At 65.7% G+C, this 17,734-nt stretch carries 16 protein-coding genes and 1 pseudogene; 8 read left to right on the forward strand and 9 right to left on the reverse strand.

The annotated features are described in order from the left end of the window. Positions 1–12: 12 nt before the first annotated feature. The 3 genes from FJ418_RS18315 to FJ418_RS18325 are packed head-to-tail and all read right to left on the reverse strand — an operon-like array spanning position 13 to position 3,826. Positions 13–2,310: a xanthine dehydrogenase family protein molybdopterin-binding subunit gene (locus FJ418_RS18315; RefSeq protein ID WP_140867883.1), complete on the reverse strand. Its 2,298-nt coding sequence runs from the start codon at positions 2,308–2,310 to the stop codon at positions 13–15. Beyond that, positions 2,307–3,290 (reverse strand): xanthine dehydrogenase family protein subunit M, encoded by a 984-nt coding sequence (locus FJ418_RS18320; protein ID WP_140867886.1) that lies wholly within the window; start codon positions 3,288–3,290, stop codon positions 2,307–2,309. The genes FJ418_RS18315 and FJ418_RS18320 overlap by 4 nt, the downstream gene beginning before the upstream one ends. Then, positions 3,287–3,826: a (2Fe-2S)-binding protein gene (locus tag FJ418_RS18325; protein WP_140867889.1), complete on the reverse strand. Its 540-nt coding sequence runs from the start codon at positions 3,824–3,826 to the stop codon at positions 3,287–3,289. Before FJ418_RS18325 ends, FJ418_RS18320 begins: the two co-directional genes overlap by 4 nt. A 485-nt stretch (positions 3,827–4,311) precedes the next feature. On the opposite strand from FJ418_RS18325, the gene FJ418_RS18335 reads away from it, so the two are divergent. Continuing rightward, positions 4,312–4,908, forward strand: a complete 597-nt coding sequence (locus tag FJ418_RS18335; protein ID WP_140867930.1) for a TetR/AcrR family transcriptional regulator — start codon at positions 4,312–4,314, stop codon at positions 4,906–4,908. A gap of 101 nt (positions 4,909–5,009) precedes the next feature. Continuing rightward, positions 5,010–5,840: an aldo/keto reductase gene (locus tag FJ418_RS18340; protein ID WP_140867895.1), complete on the forward strand. Its 831-nt coding sequence runs from the start codon at positions 5,010–5,012 to the stop codon at positions 5,838–5,840. A gap of 89 nt (positions 5,841–5,929) precedes the next feature. On the opposite strand, the gene FJ418_RS18345 is transcribed toward FJ418_RS18340, so the two are convergent. Together FJ418_RS18345 and FJ418_RS18350 are read right to left on the reverse strand one after the other, a co-directional pair. Next, positions 5,930–7,525: an alpha/beta fold hydrolase gene (locus FJ418_RS18345; protein ID WP_246683101.1), complete on the reverse strand. Its 1,596-nt coding sequence runs from the start codon at positions 7,523–7,525 to the stop codon at positions 5,930–5,932. A 552-nt stretch (positions 7,526–8,077) separates the two neighbouring features. Beyond that, positions 8,078–8,377 (reverse strand): hypothetical protein, encoded by a 300-nt coding sequence (locus FJ418_RS18350; RefSeq protein WP_140645442.1) that lies wholly within the window; start codon positions 8,375–8,377, stop codon positions 8,078–8,080. 146 nt (positions 8,378–8,523) lie between these two features. On the opposite strand from FJ418_RS18350, the gene FJ418_RS18355 reads away from it, so the two are divergent. The 5 genes from FJ418_RS18355 (at position 8,524) to FJ418_RS18375 (ending at position 13,162) form a co-directional block, all read left to right on the forward strand. Then, positions 8,524–9,423 (forward strand): VOC family protein, encoded by a 900-nt coding sequence (locus FJ418_RS18355; protein WP_140867901.1) that lies wholly within the window; start codon positions 8,524–8,526, stop codon positions 9,421–9,423. Between the two features lie 40 nt (positions 9,424–9,463). Further along, entirely contained in the window at positions 9,464–10,066 is a 603-nt protein-coding gene (locus FJ418_RS18360; protein ID WP_140867904.1) for a sulfotransferase family protein, read from the forward strand. A gap of 93 nt (positions 10,067–10,159) precedes the next feature. After that, on the forward strand, positions 10,160–11,125 hold the full coding sequence (locus FJ418_RS18365) for a sigma-70 family RNA polymerase sigma factor (protein WP_140645445.1): 966 nt from the start codon (positions 10,160–10,162) through the stop codon (positions 11,123–11,125). A 108-nt stretch (positions 11,126–11,233) separates the two neighbouring features. After that, entirely contained in the window at positions 11,234–11,683 is a 450-nt protein-coding gene (locus FJ418_RS18370; RefSeq protein ID WP_246672417.1) for a carboxymuconolactone decarboxylase family protein, read from the forward strand. A gap of 93 nt (positions 11,684–11,776) precedes the next feature. Beyond that, positions 11,777–13,162 carry an amidase family protein gene (locus tag FJ418_RS18375; RefSeq protein ID WP_140710847.1) on the forward strand — a complete coding sequence of 462 codons (1,386 nt, stop codon included), beginning with the start codon at positions 11,777–11,779 and terminating at the stop codon, positions 13,160–13,162. Positions 13,163–13,214: 52 nt separating this feature from the next. Here FJ418_RS18375 and FJ418_RS18380 read toward each other — a convergent pair whose 3' ends face one another. Beyond that, positions 13,215–13,991, reverse strand: coding sequence for a DUF2270 domain-containing protein (locus FJ418_RS18380; protein ID WP_140645447.1), 777 nt, complete (start codon positions 13,989–13,991; stop codon positions 13,215–13,217). Positions 13,992–14,106: 115 nt separating this feature from the next. Further along, positions 14,107–14,313: a hypothetical protein gene (locus FJ418_RS18385; protein ID WP_140652129.1), complete on the reverse strand. Its 207-nt coding sequence runs from the start codon at positions 14,311–14,313 to the stop codon at positions 14,107–14,109. A gap of 304 nt (positions 14,314–14,617) precedes the next feature. Here FJ418_RS18385 and FJ418_RS18390 point away from each other — a divergent pair, with 304 nt between their 5' ends. Then, the gene (locus tag FJ418_RS18390; RefSeq protein WP_246683107.1) at positions 14,618–16,813 is read left to right on the forward strand and encodes a cation:proton antiporter; all 2,196 of its coding nucleotides are present in this window, start codon (positions 14,618–14,620) and stop codon (positions 16,811–16,813) included. A 57-nt stretch (positions 16,814–16,870) separates the two neighbouring features. Here FJ418_RS18390 and FJ418_RS18395 read toward each other — a convergent pair whose 3' ends face one another. Continuing rightward, positions 16,871–17,323, reverse strand: coding sequence for an ankyrin repeat domain-containing protein (locus FJ418_RS18395; RefSeq protein WP_246683104.1), 453 nt, complete (start codon positions 17,321–17,323; stop codon positions 16,871–16,873). Between the two features lie 15 nt (positions 17,324–17,338). Continuing rightward, positions 17,339–17,461 (reverse strand): annotated as a pseudogene (locus FJ418_RS32410) (ankyrin repeat domain-containing protein); the annotation flags it as partial. Positions 17,462–17,734 lie beyond the last annotated feature (273 nt).

The raw sequence follows: 17,734 nt of genomic DNA on the forward strand, positions 1-17,734 counted from the left end.
TTGAGCGGAAAATTACTCGATCAATTTCTCCAGCGTGATCGGCAAATCCCTTATCCTCTTGCCCGTCGCATGGAACACTGCGTTGGCAATCGCCGGCGCGATGCCGACGATTGCCAGTTCGCCCACGCCCTTGCCCCCAAGGGCGGAGGAGTGCGGGTCGGGGATGCCGACCGAGATCGTCTGGATGTCGGGGATATCGGCGTTGGTCGGCAGCATGTAGTCGGCGAAATTACCGTTGACGATGCGGCCGTGGCGGCGGTCGACGATGCCTTCTTCGAGCAGCGCCTGGCCGATGCCCATGATGATGCCGCCCTTCCACTGGCTTTCCGCCAGCTTGGGGTTGTAGAGCCGGCCCGAGTCCAGCGCCGACACGACGCGCGACACGCGCACCGTGCCGAAATCCTCGTCGACGCGCACCTCGACGAAATGCGCGCACCAGGAATGGCGCGAATAGTCGCCTTCGGTGTGCGGGATCGACATGGCTATCGTGGTGTAGTTCTTGTAGCGCTCTTCCGGCGTCGTGCTGGCCGGCAGCGTGTCGCCCTTGGCTTCGATCTGGTCGCGGCCGATCGCCATCATGAACTCGGCGATCGACAGCTCCGGCCCTTCGCCACGCGGCGAGGCGATGCGGCCGTCCTTTACCAACAGTGTATTTGCCTGCAGCTTCTGGAAGGGCGAGCGCGGGTCGGAAAGCGCCAGCCCGATCAGCTCGTCCAGCGCCTGGCCGGCCGCCTTGTAGACGGCGCCAGTCATGACGCCGGCAAGCCGCGAGCCGCCGGTGACACCGGCGCGGGCGAAGTGCGAGTCGCCGAGCTTCACCGACACATGCTCCACTGGCACGCCGAGCGTTTCGGCCGCCGTCTGCGCCAGGATCGTGTAAGTGCCCTGGCCCATGTCGATGGAGGAGCTTTCGACCTCGACCGAACCGTCGGCCATGAGCTTCACCACCGCCTCGCCATGCGCGCGCCGCACCGGATAGGTGCCAGCCGCCATGCCCCAGCCGATGAACTGGCGGCCGTCGCGCATCGAGCGTGGCTGAGGCGAGCGCTTGGCCCAGCCGAAGGCTTCGGCGCCGGCGGCAAAAGCCTCGCGCAACTGGCGTGTCGACCATGCCTTCTTCGCATGCGGATCCTGTTCGGCATAGTTGATCAGCCGCATCTCCAGCGGATCGATCCCGAGTTCATGGGCGAGCTCGTCGATGGCGCATTCGATGCCGAAGGCGCTCGGGTTCTCGCCCGGCGCGCGTTTTGCTCCCGGCACCACCGTGTTGACCCGCACGACATTCTGCTTCGAGGAGAAGTTAGGCGTGGCGTACATGATCGAGGTGACCGAGCCGAGCGGTTCGACCCACATGCCGTCGACGGCCGTTTCGTTGACGCCGCGATGCACGATCGACTGGATCCTGCCGTCTCTGTCGGCGCCGATGGCAACGGTCTGCCGCGTCGCGGCGCGGCCGCCATAGGACGTGAAATTCTGCGGACGGTTGAGCACCAGCTTCACCGGACGTCCGAGCATCCTGGCGGCAGCCGCCGCGACCGCGCTATGGGCGAGCGCCAGCGCCTTGGAGCCGAAGCCGCCGCCGATATAGGGCGAGACCAGCCGCACATTCTCGAACGGCACGCCGAACCACTCGGCATAGGTGCGCGCCATGCCGTCGAGCCACTGGCTCGGCTCCCAGATGGTCAGCTCCTCGCCCTCCCACCGCGCGATCAGCCCATGCGGCTCCATGGCCGCCTGGAATTCGCGCGGCGTGTTGTAGGCCACGCAGACGCGCACGGGTGCGGCGGCGAACGCCGCCTGCGCGTCGCCCCATTCCTTGGTCATGGCGTCGATCGGGATACCGTCGCCGGCCTTGCCGTCGCTCAGGTCGACGATGGCCGGGCTCTCGTCATACCAAACCTTGACGAGTGCGGCCGCCGCCACCGCCTGCTCGAAAGTCTCGGCCACCACGGCCGCGACATGTTGGCCGGAAAAGGTGACCTCGCGCACGAGCGGCGCGTAGGTCGGCTGCGACGGCGGGTTGCCGAGCCAGTCCGATGCGCCCTTCAATTCCATAATGGTGTCGGGCGTCAGCACGGCAAGCACCCCCGGCGCGGTCTCGGCCGCGCGGGTGTCGATGGCAGTCACCTTGCCTGCCGCGATGGTCGCGCCGACCAGCACCGCATGCGCTAGCCCCTCAAGCTGCTGCTCGAAGGCGTATTTCGCTGCGCCCGTGATCTTGGCCGGGCCGTCGACGCGTGACAGGCGCCCGCCAACCGCCTCGAGGCGCGCGCTGTCGGACGCGGCGTGTTTCATGTCATGAACGGTCATGCCGTCTCTCCCAATTTGAGGATGGCGCGCGCGATCACGCGCGGCGCCAACGCGATCTTGTAGTGGTTGGCGCCATGGTCGACGGCGCCCTGCATGGCGAGCTCGCTCGCCTCGCGGATCATGTCTTCGTCGAGCGGCTTGCCCTTCAGCGCCTCCTCGACGGCGCGTACGCGCCACGGCTTGGTGGCGACGCCGCCGAGCGCGACGCGGATGTCGCGGACGGTGCGGCCATCGCCTTCGAGCTCCAGCCCTACTGCTGCGCTGGCTGCGGCGAATTCATAGGACTGGCGGTCACGCACCTTGATGTAGGTCGAGCGCCGGGCTGCGGCCGAGCCGGGGATTTCGATGGCCGTGATGACCTCGCCGGGGCGGATGTCGTGCTCCTGTTCGGCGGTTGCGCCAGGGGCGAGGAAGAAGTCCTCGACCCTGAGCTTGCGCTCGCCGAGATCGACCTCGGCGTCGAAGGCGACGAGCGCCACCGCCAGATCGCCCGGATAGGTGGCGATGCAGGCTTCGCTCACGCCGAGCACCGCATGGCCGCGCGTCACCCCGCCGATCGCCGAGCAACCGCTGCCCGGCGCGCGCTTGTTGCAGGCCGGGAAGTTTTGCGGATCGCGGAAATAGGGGCAGCGCGTGCGCTGCATCAGGTTGCCGCCGATGGTCGCCATGTTGCGCAGCTGCGCCGAGGCCGCCTGCCACAGCGCCTCCGACACAGCCGGGAACAGGCTTTTCACCTCGGCATTGTCGGCGACATGGCTCATCTTCGCCAGCGCGCCGATCACCGCGCGCTCGGCGGTGACATCGATGGCCTCGAGCCCCTCGATGTGACTGATGTCGATGACGGTCGAAGGTTCGGCGACGCCGCATTTGGCAAGGTCCACCAGCGTCGTGCCGCCGGCCAGCAGCATGGCGCCGGGAAGGGCGGCGGCGTTGCGCGCGGCTTCCACACTGTCGGCGCGAAGGTAGGAAAAATCTCTCATGAGCGCAGCTCCTGTGCGGCCTGGCGGACGGCGGCGACGATGTTCGGATAGGCGCCGCAGCGGCAAAGATTGCCGGCCATGTATTCGCGGATCTCTTCGTCGGAGCCGGCATGCCCCTCGCGGATGCAGGCCACCGCCGACATGATCTGCCCCGGCGTGCAGTAGCCGCACTGGAAGGCGTCCTGATCGAGGAAGGCGGCCTGCACGGCGTGCAGCGTGCCGTCCTCGTCGGCGAGCCCTTCGATGGTGGTGATCGAGCGGCCCTCGACCTGGGCCGCCAAGGTCAGGCAGGCAAGCACGCGCTCGCCGTCGACATGGACGGTGCAGGCGCCGCACTGGCCCTGGTCGCAGCCCTTCTTGGTGCCGCTGAGATGCAGCCGGTCGCGCAGCGCGTCGAGCAGCGTCACGCGCGGCTCGACGTCGAGCGCATGGTCGCGGCCGTTGATGGTGAGGTGGAGGGAAAGCGTGGTGGGACTGGCCTTGCCGTTCAAGACGTGGCCGTCTTCGGGAGGATCGATGATTGTCTGGCTGGTCATAGGGCGTCGGGCTCCGATTGCTGGACGCTAGGCGGATGGAAATGGGGCTTGGGAGGAGAGGGGCAAGGGTAACGGAAGCCTGGACGCGACCTTCGCGGTCGTCATCATCGGACTTGACCCGAGGATCCATACCGTGACGTTTGCCGAGAAACGCGGCAGGCCAGAATTCTGCACCGTAGCCGCGCTCGCAGGGTATGGCATGGATCCCAGGGTCCGCGCCGCGTCGCTTCGCTCCTTGCTTCGCCCTGGGATGACGAACTCGCGGGCGGGTTCGTCAACCACAGGCCTTGCAGAAGGCGCCGCCCGTCTCCAGCGGGCAGGGAAAGCTTTCCGTCCTTGTCTACGTGACATACCGCTTCCCCTGGTTATATGATAAAGCCACTCCACTAAAACGGAGGTGCCTCCGTTTATTTAACTGGGGTCTGGCCAGTCATGGTTCAACCCCCCATATTGCGTTGGTGGAGAAAAAAGTGCCCGACCGGGAAATGACCGCTGAAGCGACGCGCGATGCGCAGCCGCCGAAGCCGTTGCGCGCCGATGCGCAACGCAACCGCGACAGACTGGTCGAGGTGGCGGCGCAGACTTTCGCGAGCGACGGCGTCGATGCCTCGCTGGAGGAGATCGCCAAGCGGGCGGGGGTCGGCATCGGCACGCTCTACCGCCATTTCCCGACGCGCGAGCATCTGGTCGAGGTGGTCTACCGCCGCGAGGTGGAAGGGCTCTGCCAGGCGGCTGACGAACTGGCGCGCGAGCATCCGGCCGATGTCGCGCTGGAGCTCTGGATGCAGCGCTTCGTCGACTACATCGCCACCAAGCGTGGCCTCGCCACCAGCCTGCGCCTATTGCTCACCACCAATTCGACGCTGTTCTCCGATACGTCCGGCCGCGTCTCCGGCGCCATGCGAGGCCTGATCGAGGCCGCCGCCGCCTCGGGGAAAATCCGCGCCGACGTCGACGCTTCCGATGTGATGCACGCGCTGGGCGGCATCTACTCAGCGCCGAACACGCCAGACTGGCGAGAACGGTCGGGGCGGCTGGTGAAGCTTTTGATGGATGGGTTGCGGTTCGGGGCGAGGGGCTGAGGCGCCTCAGCTGCCGGCGGCGCCAGCTCCACCCCGACTGGCATTCCCCAACCCACGGCCTACATAGTCGGCACCACCCTCCCTCCCAAAAGGATTCCCCCATGTCCGAACAGCTCACATTGAACGACGGCGCCGCCATCCCCCAGATCGGGCTCGGTGTGTGGCAGGTCGATCCCGACATCACCGCCAAGGTCGTTCGCTGGGGCGTCGGGGCCGGCTACAGGCTGATCGATACCGCCGAGGGTTATCGCAACGAGGAAGGCGTCGGCGAGGCGATCCGCGCCGCCGGCGTGCCGCGATCCGAACTCTTCATCACCTCCAAGCTCCGCAACGGCGCGCATCAGCGTGACGCAGCGCTGCGCGCCTTCGACGATACGATGCAAAAGCTCGGCATCGACAAGATCGACCTCTTCCTCATCCACTGGCCGGTGCCCAGCCAGAACAAATATGTCGAGGCCTGGAAGACGCTGGTCGAGCTGCAGAAGGCCGGCCGGATAAAATCGGTCGGCGTGTCGAACTTCAATCAGGACCATCTGGAGCGCATCATCGGCGAGACCGGCGTGACGCCGGTCGTCAACCAGATCGAACTGCACCCGCGCTTCCAGCAGCGCGACAAGCGCGAGTTCCACGAGAAGCACAACATCCATATCGAGAGCTGGAGCCCGCTGGGCAGCGGCCGGCTGCTGGCCGATCCGACGCTGGAGAAGATCGCGGAGAAGCACGGCAAGTCGGTGGCGCAGGTCATCATCCGCTGGCACTTACAGGAAGGGCTGATCGTCATTCCGAAGTCGATCCACCAGGAGCGTATCGCCGGCAATTTCGATGTCTTCGGTTTCGAACTCGATGGCGAAGATATGCAGACCATCCGTGGCCTGGATGACGCCGATGGCCGGACGGGACCCGATCCAGCCACGGCGGCGTTCTTGTTCTGAGGCGCTGCGCCCTATTGGTGCGGCGTCGGAAACCTCCAATCTTCCCACTGATGGGGAAATGAGCAGTTCTGCCGACGACATGCCGCCGCTCATCCGGTGAGCGCAGAGATGGTCTTTCGGGACGTCAATCCGGTGACGAAGCTTCGTATCTCGTCAACCAGGCGGTCGCAATCTTCACCCCAGATCACGTGGTCTCTGCCGGCCAGCTCGACGTATCTGGCTCCTTGGATGTGGGTTGCCAAATAACGCCCTTCCTCTGGGCGTACCCAACGGTCGTCCGTCCTCTGCACGACCAGCGTCGGGACGCAGATCGCCGGCAGGATGTCGCGAACGTCGACTTCGGTACCCCAGCGCCAGAGCGCGATTGCATCGGCGGGCGAGGCCGAATTCCGGAGATAGGCGGCGAACCATTCGCGTTCGACCATGTTTTCGATCAGGCTCGGCGCTGCGTTGCTCATGTCGGCGGGCTTGCCCCATTGCCGCTCCACGGCCGCTACATCGTCGTCCACCTGCGCTACAGTTCTTGCCCAGGGATACTCTTTTGACCAAGTGCCCTTGGCATAGGTTCCGTTAAGCACCAACGCGGACGTACGCTCGGGATAGGTGGTGGCGAAAAGCATGCACATCGGACCGCCCTCCGAGCTGCCGAACAACACCGCTCGCGTGGAGCCGACTGCGTCCAGTACCGCACGCACATCCTCCATGCGCTCTTCCAGCGTCGGCAGGCCGACATTGCGGTCGGATAGACCGGTGCCGCGTTTGTCGAATCGGATCAGCCGTGAAAAAGTGCCGAGCCGCTTGAGCACATGCGCGAAGCGCGGCGAGCCCCAGGCAAGGTCGAGATTGGAGACCCAGCCGGGCACGTATATGAGGTCAATCAGCCCTTCGCCGGTCACCTGATAGGCAATGTTGATTCCTGCCGATTTGACGTAATGGGTGGTCGGTGGCATCGGCTCGCCGCCGGGAAGGCTCCCACCGGCATTTGCCCCCGAACCGGCCGCCGGCTCGGCGGCCGCAACCGGACGCTTCGAGTAGGGCGATGAACTCATCCGGCGAGTCCGCAGAGCCTCGTACAGTTGGCGCGTTTCCAGTTCTGGCGGCAGCCCGAGATCTCTCTCCAGCGCCTCACGGCAGAGCTCATACTGTTTGAGAGCAAGGTTGATGCGGCCCTGCGCGGCATAGGCCCTCATCAATGCCCGGTGGATATCTTCGCGCAGAGGCTCCATTGCGAGCAGTCGCGCAGCCGTGCGCGCACAGGATGAAAGGTCGTTCGACGCGCTGTAATGCGCCACCAGCCTGTCCAGCGCTGCAACCGCGATCGTTCTCAGGCGCTCGCGTTCAACTCGAAGCCAGTCCTCGAACGGCTCCTCTTTCAAGCCAAGACCGTCGAGCAGCTCGCCGCGGTAGACGGCGAGTGCCTGCTCGAGGTGTTCGGGCGACGATCCTGTCGCAAGCGTCTCGAACCGGGCGACATCGAAGTCGATCTCGTCGAGATACAGGGCGACACTGGCGCCGTTCGTCACAAACCGTCCGCTGCCGCACTTGTGCATGGCCTTTCGGATGGCCGAAACGGCTTGCCTGAGGCTCATCCGGGCCTGGGTTTCGCCATTCAAACTCCAGAGCAGGGCGGCCAGCTTCTCGCGCGATTGTGCCTGTCCGGCTTGCAGGGCGAGATAGGCCATCATCGCCCGTGCCTTGCGGCTCAAGGTTGGAGCAGCCGCGCCAGTACCGGCGAGAGCAAATCCGCCCAGAAGATAAAGATGAGGCCCTATCATTGGGTTCGGCCCCGGCCACGGTTATGGCAATTCTTTCGCTTCGCCCCTGCTAATTCAACCGCTATCTGTCCCAAGCGGTCTTTTTCACGTTTCGATCACGCTGCCTTCTCCAGCTTTATCACGGTCGCGCCAGAGAGTTGGCCGAACCTGAAACGTGGGAGAACCTCAATGCTGCCATTCAGCCCGACCGACTGGCCCTTCCGGCAAGATGACGGTTTCTACCGGCCCCAAGGCAACCCACCCGCAATCTTTCGTCACGACATCGCCCAGGCGCGGTACCTGGAGCGGCAGCTAGCTCAACGGTTTCCCGGCGCTCCCAGAATAAGTCTGCCAATGCTCGTGAGCCGGCTTCTTGCCTTGGCGGCGTCGGCCCGCGCAGCGCCCTCTCGCCGGCGTGCCGGGCGAGGACCCGCTTCGTTTCGGCTTTGAAAGCCTGCCTTCCGATCCACGGCGGGCTTCACCCTAAATCCCGTCTCCGTCCACCAGCGGCACGTCCTCGCCCTCCCATGGGCTCGGCATCGACCCGCGTCCGGCGGTCGGCAGCGGCATCCAGCATCTGAGCTCCGGCTCGGCATATTCGACGACGCGGCCAGGCGAGGAGTCCGACGCCCGCCAGCCTTCCTCGCCGAACTGGTCGGCGCGCGACCAGTAGGCCATGTCGACCTCGGCCGGCCCCTGTTCGGACGAGCGCACCGTCACCAGGATGCGGCTGCCGTCCCGCGGCGCGCTCGCCATGTTGCGCCACTGTTCGGTCTCGTCCATGCGATCTCCTCCTGCTGAACCAATTCCAGAAAAACCGACCGTCGCAATAGTCGCTGCCCGCCGGGAAGGGGTCAACCCGAACTTGGAGCGCGACAGGCTTTTCATTCACAACTAATATGTCATTGGCCGCAATCGGACAGACGACGATGGATGAAGGATTGCTGTCTCCAGTGACCCGGCTCGGGCCGGTCCATCTCAGGGTGACCGACATGCCGGCGGCCTTGAATGTCTGGCGCGACGCGCTCGGGTTGGCGCTGCTTGGCGAGGACGCCACCATGGCGGAGCTTGGCGCCGGCGGCCGGACGCTGATCGTGCTCCATGCCGGCGCGGAGGCACCACTGCCGCAGAAGTCGCGCGATCTCTTTCACGTCGCCATCCATATCACCAGCCGCCGCGATCTCGCGCATACAGCCGCCCGCCTCAAAGCATTTGGCTTACGGTCCAGCGCCCAGGATCACCTGATTTCGGAATCCCTCTATCTCTCCGATCCCTCCGGCAACGGCATCGAGATCTGCTTCGACACGCCGGAGCGCTTGCTGCGCCACGAAGTGTCGCCCAACGGCCGCGTGACGCTGATTGCCACCGACGGCAGCGCGCATTCGGGGCTCGAGCCGCTGGACATTTCGGGCCTGCTGCGCGACCTCGGCAACTCCGGCCATATCGAGCCGACGATGGCGCCGGATGCCTTTATCGGCCACATCCATTTGCGCGCCCGCGCGCCCGAGATGCTGATGAAATTCTATCTCGGCGTGCTCGGCTTCCGGCCGCATATCCAGTCCCGGACCTTCGGCATGTTCGACTGCGGCACGGCGCGCCGCGCCCACATGGTGGCCTTCAACATCTGGGCGCGCGACGAGCTGCGCGAGCCGCCGCCGGGTGCAGCCGGCCTCGACCATTTCACCATCGAGCTTGGCTCGGCGCAGGAACTCGCCGCCGTGGAGCGCAGGCTCGAAGCGGCCGACATACCGGTGAAAAGGGACGGTCGCGTTATCTCGACCGCCGATCCGGAAGGCAACCGCCTGCGGCTCGTGGTCCAGGGAGATTGATCGCAACCGCTTGAAGACGGGGAGAAGTGGAGGAGGGGAAATGTCGCTCAAGGTGATTGGAACCGGCTTTGGCCGGACCGGGACGGATTCGATGCGCGAGGCGCTTACCATGCTGGGTTTCGGCCCTTGCCATCATATGTCGGAGGTGATGGCGCATGAGGAGCAGAAGGCGCTCTGGCGGGCGCTGGCCAAGGGCGCCGCGCCCGACTGGGATAGGCTCTTTGCCGGTTATAAATCCTGCGTCGACTGGCCCTCGGCGCATTACTGGCGCGAGCTGATCGAAATCTATCCCCAGGCGCGCGTCATCCTGACCTGGCGCTCGCCCGAAAGCTGGTGGGAGAGTTTCGAAAAGACGCTCCTGCCCGCCATCGCCGGCAGCACGGACCATGACTCGCTCGGCGTCTCGCTCGTTTCGAAACAGGTTTTTGACGGCCGCCCGCAGGATCGCGCCCACGCGATCGCGATCTACCGGGACAATGTCGAGGCGGTGCTGAGCACCGTGCCCGCCGAACGTCTGCTGGTCCACAAGCTCGGCGACGGCTGGGTGCCGCTTTGCGCCCATCTAGGCATTCCCGTGCCGGACGAACCCTATCCCAGCCGCAACTCGACCCAGGAGTTTCGGACGGCGCTGTCGCTGAATTAGACGAGTTCGGGTCGATGAATACAGGCATCCGAACTTTCCGGTCGCTCATCGCATCCTGTCCCTTGTGATATGATCAGGAAAGGGGATCAGGCCATGGGGCAAGCCAGTTTTGATCGCGGTCGAGGCCAGCCCGATGCGGCGCTGGTGATGGCTGCGCGCTTCGGCGAGGCGAACGGTTTCGGCCTGTTGTTCGAGCGCTACCGTCCGCAACTCCATGCCATGGCCCTGTCGATGCTGGGCTACACCGGCGATGCCGAGGACGCGGTCCACGACACGTTCCTCACCGCGCTCGTCCGGCTGGACGGCCTTCGCGATCCCGCCGCCGTCGGCGGCTGGCTGCATTCGATTCTCAGGAACCATTGCCTGATGGCGCTGCGACGGCGCCGGCCCTGTGCCGGACCCGCCGAAACCGAGCGCGCATTCCGCGAGCTTGCCGACGAGGAACGCATCGAGAGCCGCATCGAAAGCCGCGACCTGCGCGACTGGGTGTGGGCTGCGCTGGCGCATCTGCCGGAAATGCAACGCGCTACCGTGATGCTGCGCTATTTCGGCAGCTCGCCGGGCTACGAGGAGATATCGACCGTTCTGGGCGTGCCGGTGGGCACCGTGCGCAGCCGGCTGGCTGACGCCAAGATCAGGCTTTCGGAGCTGCTGCTTGCATCGGCCGGCCTGCCCGACAGGGAGCATCAGAAGCTGGTGGCGGAGCGGCTGGCTTTCTACACCGAGGAATACCGCTCGCTGCAGCGCGGCGGCAAGGAGCGTGTGCTTTCCCACTATGCCGAGGAGCTCGACATCGCCTTCGCCGGCGGGCCGCGCGGCATTGGGCGCCATCTGTTCGGCGAGGCCATCGACGAGGATGTCGGCGCCGGGGTTCGCCATGAGCCGGTGCGGGCGCTGGTCAGCGCCAACGTCACCGTGCTCGAGGGCGATTTCGTCAACCCACCCGAGAACCCGTTCCATTGCCCGCCAAGCTTCGCCATCGTTTTGATCCACGGCGAGCGCCAGGTGCGCATGATGCGCGTCCACACCTGCGAACGGCCGCCGCGCCTCGAGGAATGACATCTTCGTGAAGTTCGCCGGCCCAGCGAACTTTTCGATCCGCCCCATCATCCTGTCTAGGTCACGCGGCCGATTGCCGGCGCGTCAACCACAGCAAGGAGGATTCCGATGTTTGCCTTTCTCGCAGTCAGATTGAGCCGCGCCGTCGTTCTGGGCTCGCTTGCCATGCTCGCGACGCCGTTGCTTGCCAATGCCGACGATTACGATGCGACGCTGAAGGACATCCAGTCGACGATGGGCGGCGTGCCGAGCTTCATCAAACAGTTTCCCAAGGCCGGTCTGCCCGGCGCATGGGCCGAGGTCAAGGCCATCGAGCTCAGCGACAAGACGGCGCTGCCGCCGAAGGTCAAGTCGCTGATCTCGCTGGCGGTCGCGGCGCAGATTCCCTGCAGCTACTGCATCTGGTCGGACACGCAGGACGCCAAGCGCGCCGGCGCCACCGACGAGGAGATCCAGGAAGCCGTCGCCATGGCGGCTCTGACCCGCCACTGGAGCACCATCTTCAACGGCATGCAGGTCGACTTCGAGCAGTTCAAGAAGGAGATGGGCGGGCAGTGAGACGGTAAGGGGTTGAGGGACTGGGGCAGCGGGGAAATCTGCAGGCTATCGCTTCCTGCTGCCTTACTCCCCCAACACAGGGAGAACACGCACATGACCGCCACTCTTGCCACCGACACCACCTTCCTGACCGCCACCCAACTGGCGGCGGCGATCCGCGAGCGGAGTGTGAGCGCAAGCGAGGCGATGGAGGCGCAGCTGGAGCGGATCGCCGCCGTCAATCCGCTCCTCAATGCCATTATCACCCTCGACGAGAAGGCCGCGCGCGACGGCGCCAGGGCAGCCGACGAAGCCATTGCGCGCGGCAAGACCGTCGGGCCGCTGCACGGCGTGCCGATTACGCTAAAGGACGGCCACGCCACCGCCGGCATGCGCACCACGATCGGCCTGAGGGCCTGGGCCGACCATGTACCGACGGTTGACAGCACCATTGCCGCGCGCCTGCGCAAGGCCGGCGCCATCATCATCGGCAAGACTAATGTGCCGCCGAGACTGCGCGACCTGCAGACCGTTAACCCGATCTTTGGCCGCACGGGCAATCCCTGGGATGTCACGCGCACGCCGGGTGGTTCCAGTGGCGGCGCGGCGGCAGCGGTAGCCGCGGGGCTCGCTCCGCTGGAGATCGGCAGCGACGCCGGCGGCTCGATCCGCGTGCCGGCGCATCTGTGCGGCGTCTATGGCTTCAAGCCGACGCAGGCAACTGTGCCGATCACCGGCAGCTATGCCGATCCCCCCGACATACCGCGCAGCTTCCGATTGCTGTTCGACATAGGGCCCCTTGCACGTGGCGTCGACGACCTCATCCTTGCCCACCGCGTTATCGCCGGCGCCGACGGCCTCGACACCGAAGTGCCGCCGGTGGCGACGGACGAGGAGCCGGAGCCGCCGCTCGACCGGCTGCGCATAGCCTTCGCGCCGGAATTCCCCGGCGTGCCGACCGCTCGCGATATCGCCGATGCGATTGCCGGTCTTGCCAGCGCGATCGACGCCAGCGGCGCACGGGTCGGTCAGGCCCTGCCGTCACATGATTTCGCCGCCGAGCGGGCGCTGTTTTCGGACTTCATCACCTGGTATTCGCAGGCCTTCCAGCCGCCGCTGGAAAACTCCCCCACGCTGTCGACCTATCTCGAGGCGCTCAATCAGAGGGACGAATTCATCTACGCATGGGAGCGCTTGTTCGGCGATTGGGACGTGCTCGTCTGTCCGGCGATGATGTGCACTGCTTTTCGCCACCGGGAGATGGGAATGCCGATTCCGGTCGATGGTGTCGAGACGCCCTATTGGAGCGCGCTCAGCCACGCCTGTCGCTTCAACCTGACAGGTCATCCGGCCGTCGTCATTCCGATTGGCCTCGACCGAGAAGGCCTGCCGATCGGCGCCCAGCTCGTCGGCCGCCGCCATTCGGACATGAAGCTGCTGGCGGCCGCCAAGGCGCTGTCGCGCCTGACCGACGGCTTTGTCAGGCCGCCGGGATTGTGATCGCGCGGCACGCTCCAGCAAGCATGGCTGAAGTCCTTGGCGCGCCACTGTTTCACACATGCACGTCGCCGAACGACAGCTCGCCGTCATCGGCGCGGACCAGGAATGCGGCGGCAAGCAGCGCGAGATAGCAGGCGGCCACCCCGCACACGACGACGACGCCAGGGATGGGGCCCAGTGTCGCTACCCGGAACGTGTCCACGAGCGAGGCACCGAAGCCGATCGGAGAGCCTTCGCGCGACAGGCTCGGCGTGGTGATCTTCAGGATCCAGGCTAGCAGCAGGATCGTGTACATGAAGATGTAGTTGCGGCGCAGCCGCCTGATCAGCGCCGCGCGCTGCGAGATCAGGAAACGCGGCGAGCGCAGGCCTTCGCCAAGGATCGCGAGCCAATTGGAGGCGTAGTCGGGCTGCGGCGAAAAGATCTGGGCGAAGTAATAGCGCTCGAACTGCCGCACGCGGGCGCGGTAGACGTCGAAGAAGCGATAGCGCCGCGCCTCGATCCACAAAAGCAGGGTGATCAAAAGCATGGCGAACAAAAGCACGCCGTGATGCGCGCTGGGCGTCGACAGCGACACCGACAGCATCGCCGCCACCACGGTGATCGCCCAGTTGCTGGTGCGGTCGAGCCGGTCGCGCCAGCCCGCCATGCGCGCGATCTCGGCGCGATGGAAATGCGACAGCGTCGTGGTGAATTCGGGAGAACTAAGCTTCAGCGCCAGCGTATCGGAAGCGCGCGGCGGCGCGGCCGCTTCGGTTGATTTTGCTGGCGCGGCCGCCTCTGTCGGCCAAGCCGCGTCGGTTGGTTTTGCGGCCCTTGTCTGGGACATCCCTCTGCCATGCGCCTCCCGCCGCCATGGCCGGCCGGCCCGAGATCGGCCGGCCATACCCAATCCTCATAACGTGCGGCTGGCCAGAATGTTCCCGCCTTTTCAGGCGGATAAGTCAGGATGCAAGCGGGGGAAGACCACCATTCGCGCGCCGCGGAAAGGGCAGCACATCGGCTATCGGCCTGGCATGCTGGGCTGCTGCCACCGCCTCGATCACAAGGTCGAGCGCCGCAAGCGCCGCGCGGCTCGTTTCATCGTCGCCACGCAGGTAATGGCAGGCCCGGTCGAGGTGCAGGTGGGCGGCGGCAAAGTCGCTTTTCATTAGCTTCTCCTTATTGCCCGCCACGGCGCGACCATCGCCGAGTCGCTTTACCGGGAAGCAAAGATCGGCGGCGGCATTTGAATAGAAATGTAAGGGATGCGGCGCTGGAACTGCTGATCTCCCCCCTTGTGGGGAAATTGGCAACTTCGACGCCCTGCAACCGAAGCACCGGCCAAACCGTTGTGACGCGAAATCGAGGGGAGACAGCTTGTCCAAAATACTCAATCGGCGTTGGTCGATCGCGCTTGGTGCTGCGGCGCTCGCCCTGATCCCCGCCGTCGCCTTCGCCGCCGAGAAGACAGGCATGTCCTCGGAAGGCATTTTCGTCGCCGAGCTGATCCTGCTGCTTGTCGTCGGCCGCGGCATCGGCGAGGTGCTGGAAATACTGGGCCAGCCGGCGGTGATGGGACAGCTGATCGGCGGCATCCTGCTCGGGCCCTCGCTGCTCGGCTGGGTCTGGCCGGCGGGCGAGCGGCTGATCTTCGCCGGCGACCCATCGCAAAAGTCGATGATCAACGCCATCGCCCAACTCGGCGTCTTGATGCTGCTCCTGCTCACCGGCATGGAGACGGATCTCAGGCTGGTGCGACGCGTCGGCCGCGCCTGCTTTTCCATCTCGGCCGCGGGCGTGGCCATGCCTTTCGCGCTCGGCTTCGTCGCCGCCCAGTTCATGCCGGCCACGCTGCTTGCCGCCGGCAGCGAGCGCATCGTCGCCGGGCTGTTCCTCGGCACCGCGCTCTCCATCTCCTCGGTCAAGATCGTCGCCATGGTGGTGCGCGACATGAACTTCATGCGCCGCGACCTCGGCCAGATCATCGTCTCATCGGCCATCATCGAGGACACGATCGGCTGGGTGATCATCGCCATCACCATCGGCATCGCCACCAAGGGGCGCATCGAGATCGGCAGCCTGGCCTTCACCATCGCCGGCGTCGCCGCCTTCATGGTGTTTTCCTTCACGCTAGGGCGCCGCATCGTCTTCGACGCCATCCGCTGGACAAACGATACTTTCCGCTCGGAATACGCAGTCGTCACCGTCATCCTCGCCATCATGGGCGCCATGGCTTTGATCACCGACCTGATCGGCGTGCACACCGTGCTCGGCGCCTTCGTCGCCGGCATTTTGGTGGGCGAGTCGCCCATCTTGTCGCGCCACATCGAAGGGCAGTTGCGCGGCATCATCACCGCGCTGTTCATGCCGGTCTTCTTCGGCGTCGCCGGCCTGTCGGCCGATCTCACCGTGCTTATCGATCCGCAGCTCGCGCTACTCACCGTGGCGCTGGTGGTGATCGCCTCGATCGGCAAGTTCGGCGGCGCCTTCATTGGCGCGGAAGTCGCCGGCATGAGCCGCGCCGAAGGCATCGCTGTCGGCTGCGGCATGAATGCGCGAGGTTCCACGGAGGTCATCGTCGCCTCGATCGGCCTGTCGATGGGCGTACTTTCGCATAACCTCTTCACCATGATCGTCACCATGGCGGTCATCACCACTTTGATCATGCCGCCGACCTTGCGCTGGGCGTTGCGCCGCCTGCCGATCGGCGAGAAGGAAAAGAAGCGGCTGGAGCGCGAGGAGGTCGACCAGCGCGGATTCGTCGCCGGTCTGGAGCGGCTTCTGGTGGTGGTCGACGAGGGCGTCGTCGGCCGCTTCGCCGCCTATCTTGCCGGCGTCATCGGCGCCGGCAAGCCGACGACGGTGCTGCATTCCAGCGGCGAGATCGACGCCGAGCCGACCGAGGGGCTGCATCTGGAGGAGATCGAGAAGGGTGCGGAGGACAGCCGCGAGGCGGCGAAAAAGGGCGACGAGACGCCGGCGCGCGAAGCGCCGGTCACCCGCCGCCAGCACGAGGTGCTTTCGGCCGAGGCGGTCGCCAAGGAGGCGCGCAAGGGTTACGGCATGCTGCTCGTCGGCCTCGGCCGGGCGGTCACCCCCAAGGGCGGCTTCTCGCATCGGCTGAATGAAGTCGCCGGCGCCTTTGACGGGCCGCTCTGCCTGGTGTTGAAGCCGGCGGCCGCTGGCCGCCAGATGCCCCGGCTCGGCCCGGGATCCGGCAAGATACTGGTGCCGGTCAACGGCACGGCGGTTGCGCGCCGAGGCGCCGAACTGGCTTTGGCCATCGCCGCCGTCACCGGCGCGCCGGTCAAGATGCTCTATGTCGCCAGGGTCGGCCGCGACGAGCCGCGCGACACGGTCTCGCATCGCCGCCGAGAAGCGGTGTTGAAGGACATCGTGGCCCTTGCCGACCGCTACGGCGTCGAGATCGAGACCGCCATCCGCTCGCGGGCCGCCGCCGCCGATGCCATCGCCCGCCAGGCCGGCCGCAGCGTGGCGTTGATCGTCATGGGCGTGGCGCGGCGTCAGGGCGAGGAGCTGATTTTCGGCGAGACGACGACGGCCGTCCTGCGCCGCGGCCCATGCCCGGTGGTGCTGATCTCCGACGAGCGGGTGAAACGCGACGAGAGCGACCGCGAGGCCGTACGCACGGGGACTGGGGCAGGGTGATTGGCCGATCTCCCCCGCAGGGAGGGGATTACCCGCTCCCTCGGCGTCGCCTTGTCCTCACTTGCCTTCGAAGAACGCGTGGATCGCCGCTTCCAGTTTCTCGATGAGCTCGCCGTTGCGGGTGCTGCCGGCCCAGATCAGGGCGTTGAGCCGCATGTCCTTGTTGAGGAAGTTTACCTTCCTGGACTCAAGCAGATAGTCAGCGACCGCAAAGTGCCGCCCCTTGATGGCTTCGATGAGGGCGCTGTTACGTCCAGTCTTGTCGGCCGCATTGACGTCCGCGCCGTGCTCGACCAGCAGCTTGACGGCATCGAGATGTCCGTTCCTTGCCGCTTCGATGAGCGCCGTCCTGCCGTAATAGTCGGCACGGGCATCGATATCGATACGGGGATGGGCCGCCAGCGCCTGGATGCAGGCGTAATGGCCCTTGGCCGCCGCCAGGCTCAAGGGCGTGCTCTTCCATTTGTTCCTGGAATTGACGTCGATTGCCGGATCCGCGATCAGCGTCATGAGCGCCGCGATGCGGGCATTATGGGCGGCAAGATGCAGCGCCGACCAGCCGTCTTCGTCGGCCTGGTTGATGTCGGCGCCTGCCGCGAGTTCCGCCCGAACGGCTTCGGTGTCGCCCTTCTCCGCCGCGATCAGCAGGTTGGACCACCCCCCTGGCGTCGTCGGCTTCCACGCTTGCGCTCACTGCGATGCTCTCCGGACCACGATCGCGCCGACACCCACTGGATATTCGTCGGCCGGCGCTCATCGATCGCGGCTTTTACGGAGCGTTTCACACTCACCGGCGTCCGGCAACGGATTTCGAGCCGGTGGAGCTGCCAATCTCCCCTACAAGGGCAGGGCTATCGCATATGAGTGATCGCATTGATGAGATAGTCGTCGTTCCAGGCGCATTTCTTGATGCGATGGCTG

This window comes from Mesorhizobium sp. B2-8-3 (assembly GCF_006440815.1).
GTDB lineage: Bacteria > Pseudomonadota > Alphaproteobacteria > Rhizobiales > Rhizobiaceae > Mesorhizobium.

What these genes read in the sequence shown, in the direction of transcription:
- FJ418_RS18315 (WP_140867883.1), bottom strand. Translation starts at nt 2,310, where the DNA reads ATGACCGTTCATGACATGAAACACGCCGCGTCCGACAGCGCGCGCCTC.
- FJ418_RS18325 (WP_140867889.1), bottom strand. Translation starts at nt 3,826, where the DNA reads ATGACCAGCCAGACAATCATCGATCCTCCCGAAGACGGCCACGTCTTG.
- FJ418_RS18390 (WP_246683107.1), top strand. Translation starts at nt 14,618, where the DNA reads ATGTCCTCGGAAGGCATTTTCGTCGCCGAGCTGATCCTGCTGCTTGTC.
- FJ418_RS18320 (WP_140867886.1), bottom strand. Translation starts at nt 3,290, where the DNA reads ATGAGAGATTTTTCCTACCTTCGCGCCGACAGTGTGGAAGCCGCGCGC.
- FJ418_RS18380 (WP_140645447.1), bottom strand. Translation starts at nt 13,991, where the DNA reads ATGTCCCAGACAAGGGCCGCAAAACCAACCGACGCGGCTTGGCCGACA.
- FJ418_RS18370 (WP_246672417.1), top strand. Translation starts at nt 11,234, where the DNA reads ATGTTTGCCTTTCTCGCAGTCAGATTGAGCCGCGCCGTCGTTCTGGGC.
- FJ418_RS18375 (WP_140710847.1), top strand. Translation starts at nt 11,777, where the DNA reads ATGACCGCCACTCTTGCCACCGACACCACCTTCCTGACCGCCACCCAA.
- FJ418_RS18345 (WP_246683101.1), bottom strand. Translation starts at nt 7,525, where the DNA reads ATGATGGCCTATCTCGCCCTGCAAGCCGGACAGGCACAATCGCGCGAG.
- FJ418_RS18365 (WP_140645445.1), top strand. Translation starts at nt 10,160, where the DNA reads ATGGGGCAAGCCAGTTTTGATCGCGGTCGAGGCCAGCCCGATGCGGCG.
- FJ418_RS18335 (WP_140867930.1), top strand. Translation starts at nt 4,312, where the DNA reads ATGACCGCTGAAGCGACGCGCGATGCGCAGCCGCCGAAGCCGTTGCGC.
- FJ418_RS18385 (WP_140652129.1), bottom strand. Translation starts at nt 14,313, where the DNA reads ATGAAAAGCGACTTTGCCGCCGCCCACCTGCACCTCGACCGGGCCTGC.
- FJ418_RS18350 (WP_140645442.1), bottom strand. Translation starts at nt 8,377, where the DNA reads ATGGACGAGACCGAACAGTGGCGCAACATGGCGAGCGCGCCGCGGGAC.
- FJ418_RS18340 (WP_140867895.1), top strand. Translation starts at nt 5,010, where the DNA reads ATGTCCGAACAGCTCACATTGAACGACGGCGCCGCCATCCCCCAGATC.
- FJ418_RS18360 (WP_140867904.1), top strand. Translation starts at nt 9,464, where the DNA reads ATGTCGCTCAAGGTGATTGGAACCGGCTTTGGCCGGACCGGGACGGAT.
- FJ418_RS18395 (WP_246683104.1), bottom strand. Translation starts at nt 17,323, where the DNA reads ATGACGCTGATCGCGGATCCGGCAATCGACGTCAATTCCAGGAACAAA.
- FJ418_RS18355 (WP_140867901.1), top strand. Translation starts at nt 8,524, where the DNA reads ATGGATGAAGGATTGCTGTCTCCAGTGACCCGGCTCGGGCCGGTCCAT.